The following is a 21,354-nucleotide window of genomic DNA, read 5'->3' as shown; positions in this document are numbered from 1 at the left end:
CCAAGCAGGCTCCGGCGCCCATTCGGCGGGTTTTGGCGCGATCTGGAGGCTTGAACCCCTCCAATCTGCCGAAAAAGCGGGCTGTCTCCAGTCCTGATGAAAAAGATCGCAACCTATACTTCCATCGTCCAATGAATAATGGCAACCTCTGTATGCCTAAATGTTATGGATGGGTTTGGAATGGCGCGTATCAATTCGCGGCAGATAGAGGCCTTCCGCGCGATGATGTTGACCGGCAGCGTCACCGAGGCCGCGAGGCTGATGGTGGTGACGCAGCCCGCTGTCAGCCGGTTGCTGCGCGATCTCCAGGCGCTCTTGAAAATGGAGCTGTTCGAGCGGCGCGGCACCGGCCTCGTGCCGACTGCCGCGGCAATGGCGCTCTACACCGAGGTCGAACGGTCCTTCGTCGGTCTCGAACGCATCACGGCTGCGGCCGAAGAAATCCGTGGCCGCCGCACCGGCTCGCTGCGCATCGCCGCGCTGCCGGCGCTGGCGAACGGCTATCTGCCACGACTTGCCGGGCATTTCCTGATGGAACGGCCCAACCTCAACCTGGCCTTCTTCGGCGTGATCTCGCCGATCGTGGTCGACTGGGTCTTGAACAATCAATGCGACATCGGTTTTGCCGAGGTGCCGATTGCCCATTCCGGCCTGCCGAGCCTGCGGCTGCCGGCGCTGGCGCGCGTCGCGGTGCTGCCGACCGGACATCGCCTCGCGGAGAAGGAAGTGCTGGAGCCGCGCGATTTCGAGGGCGAGACGTTCATCTCGCTGTCGGCGGGATCGTCGAGCCGGCACCTCGTCGACCAGGTCTTTCACCGCAGCGACGTCCGCCGCGTGCTCAGGGTCGAGACCACGCTGTCGGAGATCATGTGCGGCATGGTGTCATCAGGGCTCGGGGTCTCGATCTGCGATCCCTTCACCGCACAGGAATTTGCGACGCGCGGCGTCGTCGTGCGGCGCTTCCTTCCGCGCATCGACTTCGAATTCTCCGCCGTCTTCCCGGCGCAGCGCAGTCCGTCGCCGGTGGCGCTGGATCTGGTGGAGACCATGCGCAAGGCGCTGATGGAGTTCGAGGGCGACGCTGGCCTCAGCCATTGAACGCGGCCTGCGCTTCCGGCAGATCCCAGATCTTGCCGATCGCGGCGCTGCCTGCTGCGATGATCGCCGCTTCGTCGGCGCCGAGATAGAGCCCGGCATCGATCAGCACGCGGCCATCGACGATCACCTGATCGATATTGGCGCGGTTGGCGAGCGCGATCAGCGCGCGGCGGGGATCGAACAGCGGCTGGAGATGCGGATGGGTGAGATCGACCACGGTCAGATCGGCGGTCGCGCCCGGCTCGATCCGGCCGAGATCGGGCCGCTTGATGACGTCGGCGGCGACAGTCGTGTTCGCTTCGATCAGCTCGGGCGAATTGGCGACATCGGCGCGCTGCGACGTCGTCTTGGAGATCAGCGACGCCGCATTGAGCTCACCGAGCAGGTCCATGTTGTAGCCGTCGGTGCCGACCACGGTGCGCACGCCATGCTCGGCGAACCGGCTGAAGGCCGCGGTGACGCCGGCGCGCGCGAACACGCGCGGGCAGTTCAGAACGGTCATGCCGCGCGCGGCCATCAGCTTGAGATCGTCGTCGCTGCTGAACATGCAATGCGCCGCCATCAAATCGGGCGCGAGCAGGCCGAGCCAATCCAGATATTGCGCCGGCGTGCGCCCGCCATAGCGCTTGCCGATGGTCTCGACTTCGGCGCGACTCTGCGCCATATGCGTCGTGATGGGCACGCCGAGCTCGCGCGCCCGCGCGGCGCAAGCTTTCAGGAGATCGGGGCCGCAGGTGTCGGTGGCGTGCGGGCTCATGGCGAGGCCGATGCGGCCGTCGCCCCGATTGTTCCAGCGCTGGTAGAGCGCATCCCACGTCGCCATGTCGGCGGCGCCGTCATCGCCGGAATATTGCACCACGCCGTCGGGGCCGGCCTTTGCGTCCGACGTCGAGAACAGATAGGGCGCGCCATAAAAGCGAATGCCCATCTCCTCGGCGGCGTCGAACATTTCAGGGATCGAATTGCGGAACGGCTCCATCACCGTGGTGGCGCCGCCCTTGAGAAGCTGGAGGATGCCGAGCCGCGCCACCGCCATGCGTTCCTCCGCCGACAGCAGATCGGCGCCGCGCTTGGTCAGCGGCAGCAGCACCGTGTAGACGATGCTCTGGCTGTTCTTGCGGCCGTTGCCGTCCTCGGTATGGCTGCGTGCCACCGCCTCGCTGAAGCAGTGATTGTGCAGGTTGAGGAGACCCGGCAGAACGAAGCGGCCGGGGCGGTCGTAGACCTCGTCCGCGCGCGGCTTGTCGCGCGTGATCGCGGCGATCTTCTTGCCTTCGACCAGGACCCAATGGTCGCGCAGCACATCCTGCGCGCCGTCTTTGCGTGACAGCACATAGCTGCCGAAGATTGCGATCGTACTCATGCGGGGCGCACGTTCCAGAAGACGGCCGTGCCGTCGAGAATGCCGGTGATGGCTTTGCGATAGGCGGTCGGCTGCTTGTACAGGCCGATCGGGATGTAGGGAATTTCCTCGAACGCGACCGCCTGGACCTGGCGGCAGATGCGCTGCTGCTCGGCGAGCTCGGAAGCGGCCAGCCACTGGCTGCGCAAGGCCCCCATCTTCTCGCTCGCATACCAGCCGGCGACCTTGCCTTCGCCGCGGATGTTGGTGTTGCCGGCCGGGTTGAGCCAGTCGATGCCCTGCCAGTTGCCGACCGCCGCGCTCCAGCCGCCCTGCCCGATCGGGTCCTTCTTGAGCTGGCGCTGCAACACGACGGCAAAATCGAGCCCGGCATATTCGACGTTCATGCCGGCCTTGCGCAAGCTATCGACCGCGATCTCGCCGAGCGGCTTCTGCGCCAGCGAATTGGTGGGCACGAGCACCACGATCTTCTCGCCATTGTAGCCGGCAGCTTTCAGGTCGGCCTTGACCTTGGCGTAGTCGCGCGGACCGCGGAACACGTCGAGCCCGACCTCGCTCGCCATCGGCGTGCCGGGCGCAAAGTAACCGATCGGCGAAACCTGAAAAGCGGGATCGACACCGGCGACCGCCGTCATGAACGCGGACTGGTCGATCGCACCGAGCAGTGCGCGGCGGACGGCGGGATTGTCGAACGGCGGCTGCAGGTGATTGAGGCGCAGCATGCAGGCGTAACCTCTGGGATCGAGGATGCGCGTCTCGATGTCACCGGCAGCCTTGATCACCGGCAACAGATCGTGCGGCGTGGTCTCCTGCCAGTCCTGCTCGCCGGTCTGCAGCGCGGCGACGCCGGTGCCCGCATCGGGCGTGGTGGTCCAGACCACGCGGTCGTAGTGCACGATCTTCGGCCCCGCGGTCCAATCCGGCTTGCCGTCGGTGCGCGGCTGATAGCGCTCGAACTTGGCGTAGGCATTGCGCGCCCCCTGCACGCGCTCGTCGGCGAGGTAGCGGAACGGGCCGCTGCCGATCACCTCGGTCAACGGCTTGAACGGATCCTGGCTCGCCAGCCGCTCCGGCATCATGAAGCAGGCATTGATCGCGGCCTTGCCGAGCGCCTGCGGCAGCAGCGGGAACGGACGCTTGAGACGGAAGCGGATGGTGCGGTCGTCGGCGGCGGTCAGCTCATCGGCTGCCTCCATCAGCTCAGCGCCAAAGCCGTCGCGCGCAGCCCAGCGACGAATGCTCGCCACGCAGTCGCGCGCGAGCACGCGCTCGCCATCGTGCCAGAACATGCCGTCGCGCAAGCTGAGGTCCCATTGCAGCCCATCACCGGAGATGACGTGGCCCGACAGCATCTGCGGCGAGACCTGGAGCGAGGCACTCATGCCATAGAGCGTGTCATAGACCATGAAGCCGTGGTTCCGCGACACCTGCGCGGTCGAATAGATGGGATCGACGAAGGCGAGATCGATCACGGGGATGAAGCGGAGCGTGCTTTGCGATTCGGCGCGCACGATGCCCGGCAGCGAAAGCGCCGGCAGGGCTGCGGCAGCCCTAAGGAGCGAACGGCGGGAGAGAGACATTACGAGAGGCTCCTAAGTGTAGTCATAGGCTGCCGCAACGGCAGTTTGCTCCCTCTCCCGCTTGCGGGGGAGGGCTGGGGTGGGGTGTCTCCGCAGGCGAGGACTCCCAAGAGGAGAGAGCCCCCACCCGCCGCGCTTCGCGCGTCGACCTCCCCCGCAAGCGGGAGAGGTTGCAGGGAGCGCGGGGCCAGAGCGGTTTCACAAAAGCGGGGTCCCATAATTGCGCTCTACGTGTTGAGCAAGACCGCGCCGATCGCGGCTGCGACTGCCTGCTGCGCCGGCTCGACCACCGGCACGCGTATCGCCTCCGCAATCGCCGCGCGATGCGAGGCCATGCCGGCGCAGCCCATCACCACGACATCGGCGCGGCATTGCGTCACCAGCGCGCGGCCGGCGTCGATCAGTCGGCCGCGGATATCTGCAGCTGCGGTCTCGGCTGCGCTCGCGCCGACCGACCAGCTTCCGGCATAGCGGCCGTCGACGCCCATGACCCGCACCATCCGTTGCTGGCGCCGGATGCTCGACGGCGACAGCGCGATGATGCCGAAACGTTCGCCGAGCATCAGCGCGCGAAAAATGCCGCACTCGGCGATGCCCAGCACCGGGCGGCCGCCGGCAGCCTCGCGCACCGCATGCAGACCGGGATCGCTGAAGCAAGCGAGCACGAAGGCATCGGCGTCGTCGCGCGACACACGATTCACCAGCGGCATGACGACGCTGTCGGCATCGCGCTGCGACGAGATGCCGGGCGGGCCCTCGGCAAGGCCGACCACTTCGATGTCAGGCCCGCCGGCGATCCGCAGCGGCGCGACCGCCTCGTCGATCGCCGCCGTTACCGACGCCGAGGAGTTCGGGTTGATGACAAGGATGCGGGTCATGGCGCTCCCTAGCGGTTACCGGCCTCGTGGCGCAAAAAGTTCTCCGCGATCTTCTCGCCGGTCGTGATCCAGACATCAGGGCATGACTTTGCGTAAGTCAGAAATTCGCGCAGCAGGCGCAGCCGCATCGGGCGGCCGCTGCACTGCGGATGCAGCACCGTCGTCACCATCGCGCCCCAGTCGCGGACCTCGTCGAGCTCGTCCTTCCAGATCGAGAGCACGTGCTCCTTGGGGAAGATCGAGCGCGGGCTGAAGCGGGCGGAGAGACCATGCATCCAGTCGTCATAGCTCGCGGTCACCGGCAGCTCGATCGTGCCGGGCTTGCCGTCGGCAAGACGATGGCGATAGGGCCGCACGTCGTCGCGGAACGAGGAGGTGTAGACGATGCCGTGACGCACCAGCGCGACGCGCAGCTCCTCGGTGAACTCGCCATAGGGCGCGCGATAGCCGGTCGGCTTCACGCCGAGCCGACGCTTGAGCGCCTCGAAACCGCGTTCAAGCTCCTCCTCGATCCAGGGATCGCCGGGATCGGGCAGCAGATGATGATAGCCGTGATGTCCGATCTCGTGGCCGGCCTTGAGGATGGACTCGGCCATCGCGGGATGCGCATCGACCGACCATCCCGTGACGAAGAAGGTGGCCTTCAGATCGAGCTGGTCGAGCAGCTCCAGCAGTTTTGGCGTGCCAACGCGGGCCTCATAACCGCCATAGCTCATGGTGATGAGCCGCTGGGCGTGACTTGCGTCCTTGCTGGTCCACGCGCTCTCAGCGTCCACGTCGAACGACAGGAACATCGCCGACTTGTACGGCTTCGGCCACGGATGGTCCGGCGCAGGATCTGCGGTGTTGGCCGGGACGAGCGGGATGCTCTGGAGTGCTTTACTGTCCAGCATTGATGGTCGCCTTCTCGAGTGCGTTGTCCGTCAGTTTCCACTTGGCAAGCAGGGTGCGATAGGTGCCGTCCGCGATCAGCGCGTCGACCGCCTCCAGCATGGCCTGCTGCAGTGCCTTTTCCTTGACCGGCAGCGCGATGCCGGTGAATTGCTGTGCGATGGGCTCGCCCACAGTTGCATAGGTGCCGGGCTCAAGGTCCATGATGTAAGGCAGCGTCTCGTTGCCCTGGGCGGCGGCATCGATGCGGCCCTGCCTGAGCTGGGTGCGGGCGTCGGCTGAGCCGTCGGTGCCGACGAACTGAATCGGACTGCTGCCGCAATTCTTCTCGCTCCAAGCCGCGATCTGCGCCGGGAACATGGTGCGGCGGCTGGCGCCGACCTTCTTGCCGCAGAGCGATGCGGCGTCCTTGAATTCCGCCTTGCGCGACTGCTGCACGAAGAACTGCGGACCGCTGCGCAGATAATCGACGAAGGACGCGATCTCGTGCCGGCTGGCATAGTCGGTGAAGCCGGACAGGATGGCGTCCACCCGCCCCGTCGAGATCGACGGCATGAACTCGGCAAAGCTGGTCTCGGTCCATTCGATCTTGACGCCGAGCTTGCGGCCGATGGCTTCGCCGAGATCGATGTCGAAGCCGGATAGCGCGTTGGTAGCGGGATCGCGGAACTCCATCGGCGGATAGTTCGGCACCAACGCCACCTTGATGCTGCCCCGCTTGGCGATCTCCGCGGGCAGATCGATCGCCATCACCGACGCGTTCATGACGCCGAGGAACGCCGCCGCAACCAAAAGTCTCTTCATCAACACGCTCCCATTCAGATCACAGCGGAAAGAAAAGCCCTGGTGCGCTCCTCGCGCGGGGCGCCCAATACGTCCGATGCGCGGCCCTGTTCGACGATCGCGCCCTGGTCCATGTAGACGACGCGATCAGCAACCTCGCGCGCGAAGCCGAGCTCGTGCGTCACCACCATCATGGTCATGCCGCTCCGCGCCAGCTCCTTCATGACCGCGAGCACCTCGCCGACGAGCTCGGGATCGAGCGCGCTGGTCGGTTCATCAAACAGCATCAGCATCGGCTTCATCGCCAGCGCGCGGGCAATGGCGACGCGCTGCTGCTGGCCGCCCGAGAGCTGTGCGGGATACGAGTCCGCCTTCGCGGACAATCCGACACGGCGCAGAAGCTCGAGCGCTTCCGTGCGCACCTCGTCGGCCTTGCGTCCCTGCACCTGGACCGGGCCTTCGGTGATGTTCTCCAGCGCCGTCTTGTGCGGAAACAAATTGAAGCGCTGGAACACCATACCAGTCTTCAGCCTCTGCCGCCCGATCTCGCGCTCGCCGAGCCGATGCAGCCGCCCGCCCTGCTCGCGCACCCCGAGCAATTCGCCGTCGAGCCAGATGCCGCCGGCATCGATCGTGGCCAGCTGGTTGATGCAGCGGAGCAGCGTGGTCTTGCCGGAGCCGGAGGCGCCGATCAGGCACATCACCTCGCCGGGCCAGACGTCGAGCGAGACGCTTTTGAGAGCCTGGAACTCACCAAAGTTCTTGGCGACGGAGCGGATCGCGACGAGGGGCTTTGTCATTGCGCGAGCCGCAATGTGCCGCGCGCAAAACGGCGTTCGAGCAGCATCTGGAGCGGCGTCAGGATCGAGACCACGAGCAGGTACCAGAGCCCGGCGACAATCAAGAGCTCGATCACGCGGGAATTGGCGTAATAGATGTTTTCGGCGTTGTGCAGCAGTTCCGGATACTGGATGACACTCGCGAGCGAGGTCGCCTTCACCATGCCGATGAACTCGTTGCCGAGCGGCGGGATCACCACCCGCATCGCCTGCGGCAGCACGATCCGGCGCAGCGCGCGCAGCCGTCCCATGCCGATCGCCTGCGCCGCCTCATACTGCCCGATGTCGACCGACAGCATGCCGGCGCGCATCACCTCGGAGGTGTAGGCGCCCTGGTTGATGCCGAGCCCGAGCAGCGCGGCAAGGAAGGGCGTCATGACGTCAACGGCGCGCGCGCTCCACACGCCGGGAATGCCGATGGTCGGGAACACCAGCGCGAGGTTAAACCAGAGCAGCAGCTGCAGGATCAGCGGCGTGCCGCGGAACAGCCAGGTGTAGCCGGCGGCCACCGTCTTCAGCACCGGATTGGGCGACAGCCGCATGATCGCGACGACGATGCCCAGGACAATGCCGAGCGCCATCGCCAGCACCGCCATCACCATGGTGTTGACGATGCCTTCGAGAATGACTTTTGCGGTCAGGAAGCGGCTGACATAGGACCATTCGATCTGGCCGTTCGCAAACGCGCGCGCAATGGCCGCGAGCACCAGAATGATCAGTGCGGCGCTGAGCCAGCGAAACCAATGCGGCTCGCGCGCGATGCTCATCCCCGACAGATCAGGGAAACCTTCCGCGAGTGCCGGCGCCGGCTTCATTGCAGCGCCGCGTTGAGCATGGGCTGGGCCACAGCGTTCGCACCTAAGCCCCATTTATCGAGAACAGCCTTATAGGAGCCGTCGGCGATCATGGCGGCGAGCTTTTCAGTCACGACCTCGCGCAGGGCGGCATCGTCCTTGCGGAACATGATGCCTTGATAGCCTTTGGCGAAGGGCTCGCCGACGACACGGTATTTGCCGGGCTCCTGCGTTTGCGCATAAGGCAGCGTCTCGCTGCCCTGCACGGCGGCATGGATGCGGCCTTGCTTGAGCTGGTTGCGGACGTCGATCGAGTTCTCGCCCGGAACGTACTGGATGGCAGGCTTGCCGGCCGGCTCGCAATTCTGCTTGCTCCACTTCTCGATCTCGACCGGGAAGCTGGTACTGCGGGTGGTTCCGACCTTCTTGCCGCAGAGATCGGTCGCATCCTTGGCTCCATTGTCCGCCATGACGAAGAATTGCGGGCCGGTCTGGAGGTAATCGACGAAATCGGCGGTCTCGCGCCGCGAGGCGCGGTCCGAGATGCCGGAGATGATGAAATCTGCGCGCTTGGTCTGGAGCGAAGGAATCAGCTCGGCGAACGGCGTCTCGCTCCAGACGATCTTGAGGCCGCCGAGCCGCTTGGCGAGCTCGTTCGCCAGATCGATGTCGAGCCCGACGAGCTCATTGGTCGCGGGATCGCGATATTCCATCGGCGCGTAGGTGGAGTTGACCGTGAGCTTCAGCGTGCCCGCCTGCTTGATCTCCGCGGGAAGCTCGGCCGCCTGTGCCGACGTCGCGGCAGCCAGGGTTGCAAGGGCGAGGAAATGCGAAAGGCGTGTCATGTCAGCTCCTTTGGCTGGCGCCGCGACCGGCCGTTTGAATTCAATCCGCGTCGAGAACGGCCGGCTCGATGACGCCGGCACGTTCAGTGATCACCCTGTATTGCTCCGGCCGCCGGTGGGCGGCGAAGTTGAACATCTTGTCCTTGCCCTGGCGGCACAGATCGAGATCGATGTCGGCGACGATCACCTCGTCGGCGAGCGTCTGCGCCTGCGCGACGATGCGCCCATTGGGATCGACGATGCAGGAGCCGCCGATCAGTCCGGAGCCGTCCTCCTCGCCCGCCTTCGCCACCGAGATCGCCCAGGTCGCGTTCATGTAGGCGTTGGCCTGCGTCACCAGTGTCGAGTGGAAGGTGCGCAAGGCGCCGTCTTCGGTGGTGCCGCCATTGGGATCGTAGGCAGCCGAATTGTAGCCGATACAGACGAGCTCGACGCCCTGCAGACCGAGCACGCGCCAGGATTCCGGCCAGCGCCGATCGTTGCAGATCATCATGCCCATGATGGCGTGGGCCCAGGCCGAGCCGGCGCGGAAGGCGGGAAAGCCGAGATCGCCATATTCGAAATAGCGTTTCTCGAGTTGCTGGTAGCGTGCGCCCGGCCGCGGCTCCACCGAACCAGGCAGGTGCACCTTGCGATAGCGGCCCAGAATCTCGCCGTCGCGATCGACCAGGATGGCGCAATTGTAGCGGCGGCCGTCCGCGGTCTGCTCGGCATAACCCACATAGAAGCCGACGCGCAGCGCCCGCGCACGATCGAACAGTTTGGCCACGGCCGGGTTCGGCATTCCGCGCTCGAAATAACGGTCGAGCGCCTCACCCTCGAGCAGCCAGCGCGGGAAGAAGGTGGTGAAGGCGAGCTCGGGGAACACCACGAGGCTGGCGCCGCGGCCGGCCGCCTCCTCCAGCAGCGCAAGCATCCGCGACAGCGTATGCTCGCGCGTATCGGCTTTTTGCGTCGGCCCCATTTGAGCTGCGGCGGCGCGAAGGACACGAACCAAGATTGCCTCCAATCTGTGCGCAGTGCTGCCTCAATGGGCGAATGAACCCTTTGATGCGACGTGCAAATCCGCTGCCATTACGGGCGAGCGGGGCTGCAAAATCAATTCGTTCTGCTATGATGTTTTGGCCCTGAGTATAATCGGCAGTGATATGAACCTGCGTCAGCTCGAAATCCTGCGCGCCGTCATCCGCCATCGCACCACAGTCGCGGCAGCGGACGAACTGGCCCTGTCACAACCCGCGGTCAGCAATGCGCTGAAGACGATGGAGGCGCAGGCGGGCTTCGCCTTGTTCGAGCGCGTCAACAACCGGCTGTTTCCAACCGCAGAAGCGATGGCGCTGTACAAGGAGAGCGAGGCGATCTTCGCGCTGCACGCAAAGCTCGAGAGTCGCGTGCGCGATCTGCGCGAGAACCGCTCCGGGCATCTTGCCATCGTGGCGACGCCGCCGCTCGCCTACAGCATCATCCCGACCGCGCTATCAGGATTCCTGCGCCGCCGCCCGGAAACGCGCGTGTTCTTCGACGTGCGCCGCTACGAGGGCATCATCGAGGGCGTGCTCAGCCGCGTCGCCGAGCTCGGCTTCGCGCTCGGGCTGACGCATCATCCCGGCATCGCGCACGAGGTGGTGCACACCGGCGAGATGGTGTGCGTGCTGCCGCCGCAGCACCCGCTCGCCGAAAGGCCCATGATCTCGGCTTCGGATCTGTCCGGCCTGCCTTTCATCGGGCTCGAACGCGGCACGCGGCTGGGTGAAGCCGTGCGCGACAGTTTTGCCCGCGCCGGCGCGCCGTTTCAGCCGACCGTCGAGGTGCGCTACTGCAACACGGCCTGTGTGCTCGCCGCCGCTGGCGTCGGCGCCGCCGTCGTCGACCCCTTCTCGCCGCGCCAGAACGGTGGCCACGGCCTTGTCGTACGGCCGTTCACGCCGACGACGCACGCGGTCGCCTATATGCTATGGTCGGAGGCCGAGCCGCTGTCGCGCCTGGCCAAGGCCTTTCTCAACGAGGTCCGCAAGGAAAGTGCACTGCTGGAGCGCACAGCGTCACACCAGCAATATCGGGCAGAAAGCGACTGAGGCTTCGCAACCTTCTTGGGGGCACATGGCACGCATCACCATCATCGAGACCGGACAGGTCCCGCAAAAATATCGGGAGCAGCACGGCTCGTTCCCGGATATGTTCGAACGCATGGTCCGCACCGAGGACCCGACGGCTACGGTGGACGTCGTCAGCATCCCGAATGGCGACGCGCTTCCCGATCCGGGCAAGCTCGAGGCCGTGCTGATCACCGGCGCGGCGGCCGGCGTCTATGACGGGCTCGACTGGATCGCGCCGCTGGAAGATTTTGTCCGCACCGCTTACGCCAACAAGACGCCGATGGTCGGAATCTGCTTCGGCCATCAGCTGATCGCGCAGGCGCTCGGCGGCACCGTGCGTAAGTCGGAGAAAGGCTGGGGCATCGGCCGGCACGTCTATCAGGTGCTGCCTGAGAACGGCGTCGTCGAGGGCGAAGCGGTCGCCATCGCCGCCTCGCATCAGGACCAGGTGATCGAGCCCCCGAACGATGCGCTGACGATCCTGTCGTCCGACTTCACCCCGCATGCCGGGCTGCTCTACGCCAACGGCGCCACGCTGACGGTGCAGCCGCATCCGGAGTTCGACGTGGCGTTCGCGCAAGTGTGCTGCGAGCTGCGTGACGGCAAGGCGCCGGATGACGTGGTGGCGACGGCGCGCGCATCGCTGGCCGAGCCGATGGATAATGCGAAGGTCGGTGGGGCAATTACGAGGTTTCTGGCAAGGCGCACGGCGCCGTAGTCGACGAAACTCGCGGCTGCTCTTCTTCCCTTCTCCCCTTGTGGGAGAAGGTGGCGCGAAGCGCCGGATGAGGGGTCTGTCTCAGCGCATTCAATAAGAGTTGGAGTCGCGGAGAGATACCCCTCACCCGTCTCGCCGCTATGCGGCGAGCCACCCTCTCCCACAAGGGGAGAGGGTGCAACGCGCTCGCCGTGCTATCTCGCGAACATCAGAACGGATCCGTCCCCAGTCCCGCCACATCCGCCGGCCGCGGCCCGGGCGCGGTCCAGTGAAAGCGGCGGTCCTTCTCCGCAATCGCGATATCGTTGATCGACGCTTCGCGGCGCTTCATCAGCCCGTGCTCGTCGAACTCCCACTGCTCGTTGCCGTAGGAGCGATACCACTGTCCGCCCGCGTCGTGCCATTCGTACTGGAAGCGCACGGCAATGCGGTTCTCGTCGAAGGCCCAGAGGTCCTTGATCAGGCGATAGTCCTGCTCCTTCTCCCATTTGCGGGTGAGGAACGCGACGATGGCCTCGCGGCCCTGCAAGACCTCGGAGCGATTGCGCCAGCGGCTGTCCTCGGTATAGGCGAGCGAGACGCGCACCGGGTCGCGTGAATTCCAGGCGTCCTCGGCCATGCGGGCCTTTTGCGCGGCGGTCTCACGGGTGAAGGGCGGAAGCGGCGGGCGCGACATGATGGCCTCATCGGTAGGTCGGGGCCGCAATCTATCGCCGCAAATTGTGGAGTCGATAGGCCATCACAAATCGGGCGATCACTTATCGGGCGATCACTTATCGGGCGATCACGAAATCAGATCGGCCTTCATCAACGCGCGGATCGATTTCGGGATCGGCTGCGCGCGGCCGCCGCTGATGAAGGCGACGCGGACCTCGGCCTTCACCAGAACTTCCGCGCCGCGACGCACTTCCTGCGCCAGCATGATCGAGGCGCCCTTCACCGCAACCGGCCAGGTCACAACGTCGAGCACGTCGTCCATCCGCGCGGGTTTCAGGAAATCCAGATGCATCGAGCGCACGACGAAGGCGAAGCCCGCGCCTTCCGTCTCCACCTGATCGAACAGCGCCTGCTGCTCGGCGCCCATCAGCCTGAGGTGATTGGTGCGGCCGCGCTCCATGTAGCGCAGATAATTGGCGTGATAGACGATGCCGGAGAAATCCGTGTCCTCGTAATAGACGCGGACCTGCATGTGGTGGCGGCCGTCGCGGATCTCGCCGTCGAGATGAGCTGTCACGTCGCGAGCCTCTTCGCTTGTCGCTATAGGTCCGTTTTGCGCAAAAACGGCCGGACGCGCAAGCGTAGCTAGGACACAGCGAGCCCTGTCCTTCCCAGCGTCACCTCGACGATCTCGGGCGGCACGCCGACGCGGACCGGCATGATGCTGCAACCAAGGCCACCGGAGACAATGAGGTCGCATTTCAGGCGGAAGTGGCCATAGGCGAGGCGCAGGCCGTTCTTGGGCGAAACCGCCGGCGACCAGCCGAGCAGGCGAACCTGGCCACCATGGGTATGGCCGGACAGTTGCAGCGCGACGCGCCCGGGTACGAGCGGCGCGATGTTGGGCTCGTGCGCGAGCAGGATGACCGGCGCATCGTCGGTAACCTTCGCCAGCGTGCCCGCAAGATCGTCGGCGCCGAAGCGGCCGATGCTGCGGAAGCGCCGCGCCGGCAGGAAGGCCAGCTGATCGCCGAGCCCGGCAAGCCAGAACGGGCGGCCGTCCTTGGTGAGGCGCACGACGTCATTCTCGTAGACCGGGATGCCGGCCGCCTCCAGCGCCCGATGCGCGATGGTCGGTCCGTGCCCCGCCTGCTGCACGGTCCTGTCGTCCCAATAATCGTGATTGCCCATGACGGCATGGACGCCAAGCGGCGCCTTCAGGCGGGCCAGCGCCCTCGCCCATTCGCTCGCCGGAATCATGCGCGTGACGTGGTGAAGGCCGGCGACATAGTCGCCGAGCAGCACGACGAGATCGGCATTCAGCGCATTGGTGCGGTCGACGATGCCCTCGATCCGCTCCAGCGACATCCAGGGATCGCAGGCGTGGATGTCGGCGATGGCCGCGATCTTCAGCGGGAAATCCGCCGGCCATTGCCGCGGCTTCGGATGATAGCGGGTGACACGAAGCCGCAGCACCGGCTCGACGCCGACGCCGTAGGCGGCGGTCGAGATGCCGAGGGCGGACAGACCGCCGATGGAACGGATGAAATGACGGCGCGTGATCATGGAAACCCGATCGAGATGCGCCTTGTTGATGCGGTCCGATTGGAGCGGAATTGGGGTGCATTCGTGCAGACCGTCTGCACGAGATTACCAGAAATTCATGACAGAAGGAGCGCGCTGTATTGGCGCAGCTCAGTCGTCGCTCTCGTCCGTGCCGAACAGGCCGAATTGTGCCGCCGCATCGCGCGAGGGCTCGGCGATGCCGAGATGACGAAAGGCATGCGAGGTGAGCAGCCGGCCGCGCGGGGTGCGCTGGAGATAGCCGCACTGGATCAGATAGGGCTCGATGATGTCCTCGATCGCATCGCGCGGCTCGGACAACGCGGCGGCCATGGTCTCAACGCCAACCGGGCCGCCGCCATAGTTCATCGCGATGGTCGTGAGGTAGCGACGGTCCATCGCGTCGAGGCCCGCGGCATCGACCTCGAGCGCGCTCAGGGCGTGGTCGGCGATCTTGCGGTCGATCTTGTCGGCATCGGCCGCCGAGGCGAAATCGCGCACGCGGCGGAGCAGGCGGCCGGCGATACGCGGCGTGCCGCGAGCACGGCGCGCGATCTCGTTGGCGCCGTCGGCGCTCATGCCGACATTGAGCACGCGCGCGCCGCGGCTGACGATGCTTTCGAGCTCCTCAATCGTGTAGAAATTGAGCCGCACCGGAATGCCGAAACGATCGCGCAAGGGATTGGTGAGCAGGCCGGCACGCGTGGTGGCGCCGACGAGGGTGAATTTCGACAGTTCGATCTTCACCGAGCGCGCCGCCGGGCCCTCGCCGATGATGAGGTCGAGCTGAAAGTCCTCCATCGCGGGATAGAGCACCTCTTCCACCGCCGGGCTCAGACGATGGATCTCGTCGATGAAGAGCACGTCGCGCTCTTCGAGATTGGTGAGAAGAGCTGCGAGATCGCCGGCCTTGGCGATCACCGGCCCTGACGTCGCGCGAAAGCCGACGCCCAGTTCCTTGGCCACGATCTGCGCCAGCGTGGTCTTGCCGAGGCCGGGGGGACCTACGAACAGCACGTGATCCAGCGCCTCGCCGCGCTTGCGCGCCGCCTCGATGAAGATGGAGAGGTTCTTGCGCGCCTGCTGCTGGCCAACGAAGTCGGACAGCGATTGCGGACGCAGCGCGGTGTCGCCAACATCGTCGCTGCGGCGCTCGGGCGAGACCATGCGGTTGGCCTTGGGATCGCTCACTTCGCCAGTTCCTTCAGGCCGAGGCGAATGAGCTGCGCCGTCTCGGCGTTCTCACCCGCGCTGCGCGATGCGGATGCAATGGCGGCGGCCGCTTGCGGCTGACCATAGCCGAGATTGACCAGCGCGGAGATCGCATCGGCAACGGGCCGCGGTGCGCGCTGGTCGTCGACGGCGCCGGCGAGATGCACCACGGCCGGATCGACATTGGCGAAAGCCGGCGCCTTGTCCTTCAGCTCGGTGACGATGCGCTCGGCAACCTTTGGCCCGACCCCGGGCGTGCGCGCCACCGCCGCCTTGTCGCGCAGCGCAATGGCATTGGCGAGATCGGACGGCGCCAGCGTGCCGAGCACGGCGAGCGCGACCTTGGCACCGACGCCCTGCACGGTCTGCAGCAGGCGAAACCATTCGCGCTCCTGGTCGGTGCGGAAGCCGAACAGTTTTATTTGGTCCTCGCGGACATAGGTCTCGATCGACAGCACGGCAGCCTCTCCCGGCGAGGGCAGATGCTGCAGTGTACGCGCCGAGCAATGCACCTGATAGCCGACGCCGCCGACGTCGAGGAGCACGAAATCCTCGCCATAGGAATCGATCAGGCCCTTGAGCTTGCCGATCATAGTCCCGCCACCTTCAGCCTGAGCGCCGTGCTCTGGCGATGATGGGCGTGGGTGATGGCGATGGCGAGCGCGTCGGCGGCGTCGGCGGACGGCGGCTCGGCCTTGGGCAGCAATATCTTCAGCATCATCGCGATCTGTTGCTTGTCGGCATGGCCGGCGCCGACCACGGTCTTCTTGACCTGGTTCGGCGCGTATTCGGCGACAGAGATACCGAACATCGCGGGCGCCAGCATGGCGACGCCGCGGGCCTGGCCGAGTTTCAGCGTCGCAACGCCGTCCTTGTTGACGAAGGTCTGCTCGACCGCGGCTTCCATCGGCTTGTGGTCGGACAGGACGGACGCCAGCCCCTCGTGGATCGCGAGCAGCCGGCTGGCCAGCGGCAAATCGTCCGGCGGTTCCACCGAACCGCAGGCGACGTAGATCAGGCGATTGCCCTCAGCCTCGATCACGCCCCAGCCGGTGCGGCGGAGGCCAGGGTCGATGCCGATGATGCGAACGGGGCCACGAATCGGGAGCGCAGTCATGGGCCAGTGATAGCGGCTGGCTGCCGTGGGGGAAACAGAAACAGAACGGAAGTAAACAGGGGAAGTGACGGTCTCGTGCCCCGGGCGCGACGCAGCGCAAAGCGGTGCGGCGCTGAACCGGGGCCCAGTTGTCGCCGGTACTCGAGGTGTCATGGGTCCCGGCTCTGCGCAGCAGCGTTCACGCTGCAGCGCGTCCGGGACACGGTGGACTTCAGCCGCCCATCTTCGCGACCAGCGCGTCCGAGACCTCGAAATTGGCGTAGACGTGCTGGACGTCGTCGTGCTCGTTGAGCAGATCCATCAGCTTGAGCAGCTTCTCGCCGGTCTCGTCGTCGACGGCGACCGTGTTCTGCGGCTTCCAGATCAATGCGGCCTTGCGCGGCTCGCCGAACTTGGCTTCCAGCGCCTTGGCGACGTCGCGATAGCCTTCGGTCGAGGCGTAGATCTCGTGGCCGGCTTCGCTGGAGACGACGTCGTCGGCGCCGGCCTCGATCGCCGCATCGAGCACGGCGTCGTCGGAGGCCACGCTGCGGTCGTATTCGATGATTCCGGTGCGATCGAACATGAAGGACACCGAGCCGGTTTCGCCGAGATTGCCGCCCGACTTGGTGAAGAAGGAGCGGATGTCGGAGGCGGCGCGGTTACGGTTGTCGGTCAGCGCCTCGACGATGACGGCAACGCCGCCGGGGCCATAGCCCTCGTAGCGGATCTCGTCATAGTTCTCGCCCTCATTGCCGAGCGCTTTCTTGACGGCGCGCTCGATATTGTCCTTCGGCATGTTCTCCTGGCGCGCCGCGATGATGGCGGCGCGCAGGCGGGGGTTCATGTTGGGGTCGGGCGTGCCCAGTTTGGCCGCGACGGTGATTTCCCGCGCCAGCTTGCCGAACAGCTTCGACTTCTGGGCATCCTGCCGCCCCTTGCGGTGCATGATGTTCTTGAATTGGGAATGTCCGGCCATGCGTGGTCTCTCGGGGGTCTCTTGGAATCGTACGCCAATGAGGGTGGGAAACGCGGCCTTATAGGCCGCCAACCCACCGGAATGAAAGGGTCTCGGATACTTTAAGGTAACACCGTACAGGCTCCTGCCTAGAGGTGAAGCATCGTTAACCCTGACTTCATTCCAGCCTGCGAAAATAACCTCCGAGCGTCCCCCGACAAGAGAGACCTGATGGCATTCGGACTATTTCGGAAGCGTCTGCCGGATATGGCCGCGCCCGTGGCAGCCGCAGAGGCCGCGCCGCCGGTGGCCCAGTCCGAGCCCGCCCCAGCCGAAGGTGATTCGGCGCGGGAGATCCTGGAATTGCTGGAACTCGAGCTCGGCGCGATGATCCGCCAGCTCGAGCGCGCCGCCAATTCGGTGGCGGGCGGCGCCGAAGCGACCGCATCGACGCTTGCCGCCATTCGCGACCGCACCGACGCCCTGACCGGCCGGACCAATGCCGCGCAATCGACTGCCTCCACCTTCGCCCATGCCGCCGACAAGTTCACCCAGTCGGCGCTGGGGATCGGAGCGCAGGTTCGCGAGGCCGGCAAGCTCGCCGACGAGGCCAGCGCCGCGGCGCAGGAAGCCCGCGCCAATGTCGATCGCCTGCGCGAATCCTCCGCCGCCATCGGCAATGTCGTCAACCTGATCGCGCAGATCGCGCGGCAGACGACGCTGCTCGCGCTCAACTCGACGATCGAGGCCGCACGCGCGGGCGCCGCGGGAAAAGGCTTTGCGGTCGTCGCAACCGAGGTCAAGGCCCTCGCGGTGCAGACGCAAGGGGCGACGGAAGAGATTACGAAGAAGATCGACGCACTGCAGCGGGACGCCGCCGGCTCCGCGGATGCCGTGCACCGCATTTCGCAGGCGATCGAGGCGATCCGCCCGGTCTTCGAGACCGTCAACGGCGCGGTCGCCGAACAGAACGCCACCACCAGCGAAGTTTCCGGCAACGCCGCCAGCGCCTCGGAGTTCATCGTCTCGGTCGGCGAGAGCGCAGCCGAGATCGATGCCGCGACCAAGGCGGCCGAGAGCCATGGCGAGAACGTCGCCAGTGCCGGCAAAGCCGTCACCACCTTCGCACAGAAGCTGAAATCGCGCTGCGCCGTGCTGCTCCGCCAGAGCGAGCACGACGACCGCCGCAAGACCGAACGGCTGCCCTGCCATCTCAAGTTCGAGAGCCCGCGCGGCGTGATGCCGGTCTATGAAATCTCGATGGACGGCGTGCTGATCGGTGGCGCGGATGCGGGCCGGCTTGCACCGCAAGCGATCATCGAAGGCACCCTCGAAGCCGTCGGCGCCTGCCGCCTGCGCGTGATCGAGCAATCCAAGGCCGGGGCCCGCGCGCAATTCGTTGGTCCCAATGCCGGGCTCAGCGAAAAGATCGAGGACAGGCTCTGGTCGATCCACGAAGAGAACACGGAGTTCGTCACCCGCGCCATGGAAGCGGGCAACGCGCTGACCAAGATCTTCGAGCAGGCTGTTGGCCGCGGCGAAGTTGGGATCAACGACCTCTTCGACACCGACTACGCCGAAATCGCCGGGACCAATCCGCAGCAATACCGCACGAAATATCTCGACTGGGCCGACCGCGCGCTGCCGCCGTTCCAGGAGGTCTTTCTGGCCAAGGACCAGCGCATGGCGTTCTGCGCCATGGTCGACCGCAACGGCTTCCTGCCGGTGCACAACAAGATCTATTCGCACCCGCAGCGACCGGGCGACGTCGCCTGGAACACAGCCAATAGTCGCAACCGCAGGATATTCAACGATCCGGCGGGGTTGGCGGCCGCACGCAACCTGCGCTCGTACCTGGTGCAAAGCTATGCGCGCGACATGGGCAACGGGAATACGGTGATGATGCGCGAGATCGACGTTCCGATCCGCGTGCAGGGCCGGCACTGGGGTGGATTCCGCACGGCTTACAAGCTCTAGAGCCTGGTCCGAAAAAATGTCCCGCAGTTTTTCGAGCGGAATAGAGAAATAAGGCGCGAATTGCGCCTGAGTGCACGCTCAGGCAAGACGCCGGCCGCGAATCATCCTTTTAAGCTGAATTGAAATGGGAATGCCGCCGTGAGCCGGGTTGCGGCTCTGACTGGAGGACTCATCGAACATGTCCGTCGTACAACTTGCAGTCATGGACACCGGCTCCAATCGCACGCTGGCCGAACGGCTGATTGATCAGCTTGCCGACCGCATCGGCGGCCTCGGCGTGGAACTCGCCGATATCGCCGGCAACGTCCAGGAAGTTGCAAACCGCGTCGCAAACCAGTCGGAACGGTTCCACCATCTCCAGGAGACCGCCGAGACGATGGTCTCGGCCAACCACGATATCGCCAATGCATCGCAGGCCGTGCAAACGACCACGTCCGCGGCGGTCGGCGAGATCGCGCAATCGCGCAGCGCCGTCGACACCGCGGTCAGCCATATCTCCGAGCTCGTCGCAGCGGTAGAGCGCATCGAGGCGCGCCTCAGCGCCGTCGGCTCGGCGCTGGCGCAGGTCGCGAAAGTCTCCGGCTCGATCGAGGCGATCGCGAAGCAGACCAATCTGCTGGCGCTGAACGCAACCATCGAAGCCGCCCGCGCCGGCAACGCCGGCCGCGGCTTCGCGGTGGTGGCAAGCGAAGTGAAGAATCTCGCGGAAGCCACCCGCCAGGCCACCCACCAGATCTCCGACACCGTGCGCGATCTCGACGGCCAGATCGAAGGCCTGATCGGCGAGAGCAGCGACGCTTCGCAGCGCGCCAAGACCGCCGGCGAAGGCGCCCAGCAGATCTCCGGCATCATCTCTCGGGTCCAGCAGGGCTTCGCCTCCGTGGAGGCGGAGATCGGCAGCGTCACGCGCGCGGCGACCTCCAATCTCGGACATTGCGACACCGTCATCAGCGAGCTGAACGAACTCGCCAAGGGCGTCGACCTCTCCTCGCGCGACCTCAAGAACGCCGATCAGCGCGTGACAAAGCTGCTCGACACCTCCGAAGGCCTGATAGCGATGATCGCCGACAGCGGCGTGGAGACATCGGACGCTCCGCTGATCCGAATCGTCGTCGAGACCGCGAAGCGGATCTCGACCGAATTCGAGGCCGCGATCGATCGCGGCGACATCACGCTCGACCAGCTCATGGACGAGACGTATCGCGAAATTCCCGGCACCGATCCAAAGCAGTACCTCACCAACTACGTCGACTTCACCGACCGCGTGCTGCCCGCGATCCAGGATCCGATCCAGAAATCCGATCCCCGCATCGTGTTCTGCGTCGCCTGGGCCAAGGGCGGCTATCTGCCGACCCACAACCCCAACTACCGCCTGCCGCAGGGCAAGGACCCGGTCTGGAACAACGCCAATTGCCGCAACCGCCGCCTGTTCAACGATCGCGCGGTGCAGAAGGTCGCGGCGAACACCAAGCCGTTCCTGCTCCAGACCTACCGCCGCGACATGGGCGGCGGGCAGTTCGTGCTGATGAAGGACCTGTCCTCGCCGATCGTGATCCGCGGCAAGCGTTGGGGCGCCTTCCGGATGGGTTTTCGGCAGAGCTGACGGCCGGCGCGACGGCGTTCCGGGGCTCCCAAAACAAAAAACTCGAAAACAACCCCATGCACAGTAGCCGGGGCGTGCGAAATCAATGGCTTATCCCAGCATGCCATGGCGCGCTTTGACTTGTCGGGCAAAACAGGGACATAATGCTATTATTCCGAAATAGCGCGCGCCCCTTCCCTTCTCCCCTTGTGGGAGAAGGTGGCGCGAAGCGCCGGATGAGGGGTCTCTCTCCGCGTGCTCTGCTGCGAGACAGTTCCTCGCGGAGAGAGACCCCTCACCCGAGCGAGCTTGTGTCCACCGGAGTCGCTGCCCTCTCCCACAAGGGGCCTGTTGCGTAATCCGCCAGTTGTGATTCCCTAGGGCAAAGCCTTGGAGGTATCGATGGCGGTGAAGCGGACAGGAC

At 65.5% G+C, this 21,354-nt stretch carries 21 protein-coding genes; 5 read left to right on the top strand and 16 right to left on the bottom strand.

Going from position 1 to position 21,354, the window contains the following annotated elements; translation table 11 throughout:
• The first annotated feature begins 180 nt into the window (after positions 1 to 180).
• Positions 181 to 1,098 (top strand): LysR substrate-binding domain-containing protein, encoded by a 918-nt coding sequence (locus GA0061098_RS11155; RefSeq protein WP_091956392.1) that lies wholly within the window; start codon positions 181 to 183, stop codon positions 1,096 to 1,098.
• Here the strand turns inward: GA0061098_RS11155 and GA0061098_RS11150 are convergent.
• The 9 genes from GA0061098_RS11150 to GA0061098_RS11110 form a co-directional block, all read right to left on the bottom strand.
• Entirely contained in the window at positions 1,088 to 2,461 is a 1,374-nt protein-coding gene (locus tag GA0061098_RS11150) for an amidohydrolase family protein (RefSeq protein ID WP_091956391.1), read from the bottom strand. The genes GA0061098_RS11155 and GA0061098_RS11150 overlap by 11 nt on opposite strands.
• Complete coding sequence (locus GA0061098_RS11145; RefSeq protein ID WP_091956390.1) at positions 2,458 to 4,041, bottom strand: ABC transporter substrate-binding protein; 1,584 nt, start codon at positions 4,039 to 4,041, stop codon at positions 2,458 to 2,460. Before GA0061098_RS11145 ends, GA0061098_RS11150 begins: the two co-directional genes overlap by 4 nt.
• A 227-nt stretch (positions 4,042 to 4,268) precedes the next feature.
• Entirely contained in the window at positions 4,269 to 4,919 is a 651-nt protein-coding gene (locus GA0061098_RS11140; protein ID WP_091956389.1) for an aspartate/glutamate racemase family protein, read from the bottom strand.
• Positions 4,920 to 4,927: 8 nt separating this feature from the next.
• Entirely contained in the window at positions 4,928 to 5,812 is an 885-nt protein-coding gene (locus GA0061098_RS11135) for a polysaccharide deacetylase family protein (protein WP_091956388.1), read from the bottom strand.
• Positions 5,799 to 6,614: an ABC transporter substrate-binding protein gene (locus GA0061098_RS11130; RefSeq protein WP_165637294.1), complete on the bottom strand. Its 816-nt coding sequence runs from the start codon at positions 6,612 to 6,614 to the stop codon at positions 5,799 to 5,801. Before GA0061098_RS11130 ends, GA0061098_RS11135 begins: the two co-directional genes overlap by 14 nt.
• 14 nt (positions 6,615 to 6,628) lie before the next feature.
• Complete coding sequence (locus GA0061098_RS11125) at positions 6,629 to 7,393, bottom strand: amino acid ABC transporter ATP-binding protein (protein WP_091956386.1); 765 nt, start codon at positions 7,391 to 7,393, stop codon at positions 6,629 to 6,631.
• A complete protein-coding gene (locus GA0061098_RS11120) occupies positions 7,390 to 8,247 on the bottom strand; it encodes an amino acid ABC transporter permease (protein ID WP_165637293.1) in 858 nt (285 codons plus the stop codon). Before GA0061098_RS11120 ends, GA0061098_RS11125 begins: the two co-directional genes overlap by 4 nt.
• Positions 8,244 to 9,071 carry an ABC transporter substrate-binding protein gene (locus GA0061098_RS11115; RefSeq protein WP_091956384.1) on the bottom strand — a complete coding sequence of 276 codons (828 nt, stop codon included), beginning with the start codon at positions 9,069 to 9,071 and terminating at the stop codon, positions 8,244 to 8,246. Before GA0061098_RS11115 ends, GA0061098_RS11120 begins: the two co-directional genes overlap by 4 nt.
• Positions 9,072 to 9,111: 40 nt before the next feature.
• The gene (locus tag GA0061098_RS11110) at positions 9,112 to 10,068 is read right to left on the bottom strand and encodes an N-carbamoyl-D-amino-acid hydrolase (protein ID WP_080670082.1); all 957 of its coding nucleotides are present in this window, start codon (positions 10,066 to 10,068) and stop codon (positions 9,112 to 9,114) included.
• 151 nt (positions 10,069 to 10,219) lie between these two features.
• Between GA0061098_RS11110 and GA0061098_RS11105 the strand changes: the two genes are divergently transcribed.
• Together GA0061098_RS11105 and GA0061098_RS11100 are read left to right on the top strand one after the other, a co-directional pair.
• Complete coding sequence (locus GA0061098_RS11105) at positions 10,220 to 11,146, top strand: LysR family transcriptional regulator (RefSeq protein ID WP_091956383.1); 927 nt, start codon at positions 10,220 to 10,222, stop codon at positions 11,144 to 11,146.
• A 25-nt stretch (positions 11,147 to 11,171) separates the two neighbouring features.
• Positions 11,172 to 11,885 (top strand): type 1 glutamine amidotransferase, encoded by a 714-nt coding sequence (locus GA0061098_RS11100; protein WP_091956382.1) that lies wholly within the window; start codon positions 11,172 to 11,174, stop codon positions 11,883 to 11,885.
• A gap of 208 nt (positions 11,886 to 12,093) precedes the next feature.
• Here GA0061098_RS11100 and GA0061098_RS11095 read toward each other — a convergent pair whose 3' ends face one another.
• The 7 genes from GA0061098_RS11095 to GA0061098_RS11065 all read right to left on the bottom strand — a co-directional run bounded on the left by GA0061098_RS11095 (position 12,094) and on the right by GA0061098_RS11065 (position 17,392).
• Complete coding sequence (locus GA0061098_RS11095; RefSeq protein ID WP_091956381.1) at positions 12,094 to 12,561, bottom strand: nuclear transport factor 2 family protein; 468 nt, start codon at positions 12,559 to 12,561, stop codon at positions 12,094 to 12,096.
• Positions 12,562 to 12,669: 108 nt separating this feature from the next.
• A complete protein-coding gene (gene ybgC, locus GA0061098_RS11090; RefSeq protein WP_091956380.1) occupies positions 12,670 to 13,119 on the bottom strand; it encodes a tol-pal system-associated acyl-CoA thioesterase in 450 nt (149 codons plus the stop codon).
• A gap of 68 nt (positions 13,120 to 13,187) precedes the next feature.
• Complete coding sequence (locus tag GA0061098_RS11085; RefSeq protein ID WP_091956379.1) at positions 13,188 to 14,108, bottom strand: metallophosphoesterase; 921 nt, start codon at positions 14,106 to 14,108, stop codon at positions 13,188 to 13,190.
• 129 nt (positions 14,109 to 14,237) lie between these two features.
• Complete coding sequence (gene ruvB / locus GA0061098_RS11080; protein ID WP_177237050.1) at positions 14,238 to 15,272, bottom strand: Holliday junction branch migration DNA helicase RuvB; 1,035 nt, start codon at positions 15,270 to 15,272, stop codon at positions 14,238 to 14,240.
• Positions 15,273 to 15,292: 20 nt separating this feature from the next.
• Positions 15,293 to 15,910, bottom strand: coding sequence for a Holliday junction branch migration protein RuvA (gene ruvA / locus GA0061098_RS11075; RefSeq protein WP_091956378.1), 618 nt, complete (start codon positions 15,908 to 15,910; stop codon positions 15,293 to 15,295).
• Positions 15,907 to 16,434, bottom strand: a complete 528-nt coding sequence (gene ruvC, locus GA0061098_RS11070; protein WP_091956377.1) for a crossover junction endodeoxyribonuclease RuvC — start codon at positions 16,432 to 16,434, stop codon at positions 15,907 to 15,909. The genes ruvA and ruvC overlap by 4 nt, the downstream gene beginning before the upstream one ends.
• 211 nt (positions 16,435 to 16,645) lie before the next feature.
• The gene (locus GA0061098_RS11065) at positions 16,646 to 17,392 is read right to left on the bottom strand and encodes a YebC/PmpR family DNA-binding transcriptional regulator (RefSeq protein WP_091956376.1); all 747 of its coding nucleotides are present in this window, start codon (positions 17,390 to 17,392) and stop codon (positions 16,646 to 16,648) included.
• A 210-nt stretch (positions 17,393 to 17,602) separates the two neighbouring features.
• Here GA0061098_RS11065 and GA0061098_RS11060 point away from each other — a divergent pair, with 210 nt between their 5' ends.
• Together GA0061098_RS11060 and GA0061098_RS11055 are read left to right on the top strand one after the other, a co-directional pair.
• Positions 17,603 to 19,348, top strand: coding sequence for a methyl-accepting chemotaxis protein (locus GA0061098_RS11060; RefSeq protein ID WP_165637292.1), 1,746 nt, complete (start codon positions 17,603 to 17,605; stop codon positions 19,346 to 19,348).
• Positions 19,349 to 19,526: 178 nt separating this feature from the next.
• Positions 19,527 to 20,951 carry a methyl-accepting chemotaxis protein gene (locus GA0061098_RS11055; RefSeq protein WP_091956374.1) on the top strand — a complete coding sequence of 475 codons (1,425 nt, stop codon included), beginning with the start codon at positions 19,527 to 19,529 and terminating at the stop codon, positions 20,949 to 20,951.
• The last annotated feature ends 403 nt before the right edge of the window (positions 20,952 to 21,354 follow it).

It is taken from the genome of Bradyrhizobium shewense, assembly GCF_900094605.1.
Taxonomy (GTDB): Bacteria; Pseudomonadota; Alphaproteobacteria; order Rhizobiales; family Xanthobacteraceae; genus Bradyrhizobium; species Bradyrhizobium shewense.
This window is presented reverse-complemented; position numbering and strand designations above follow the sequence as displayed.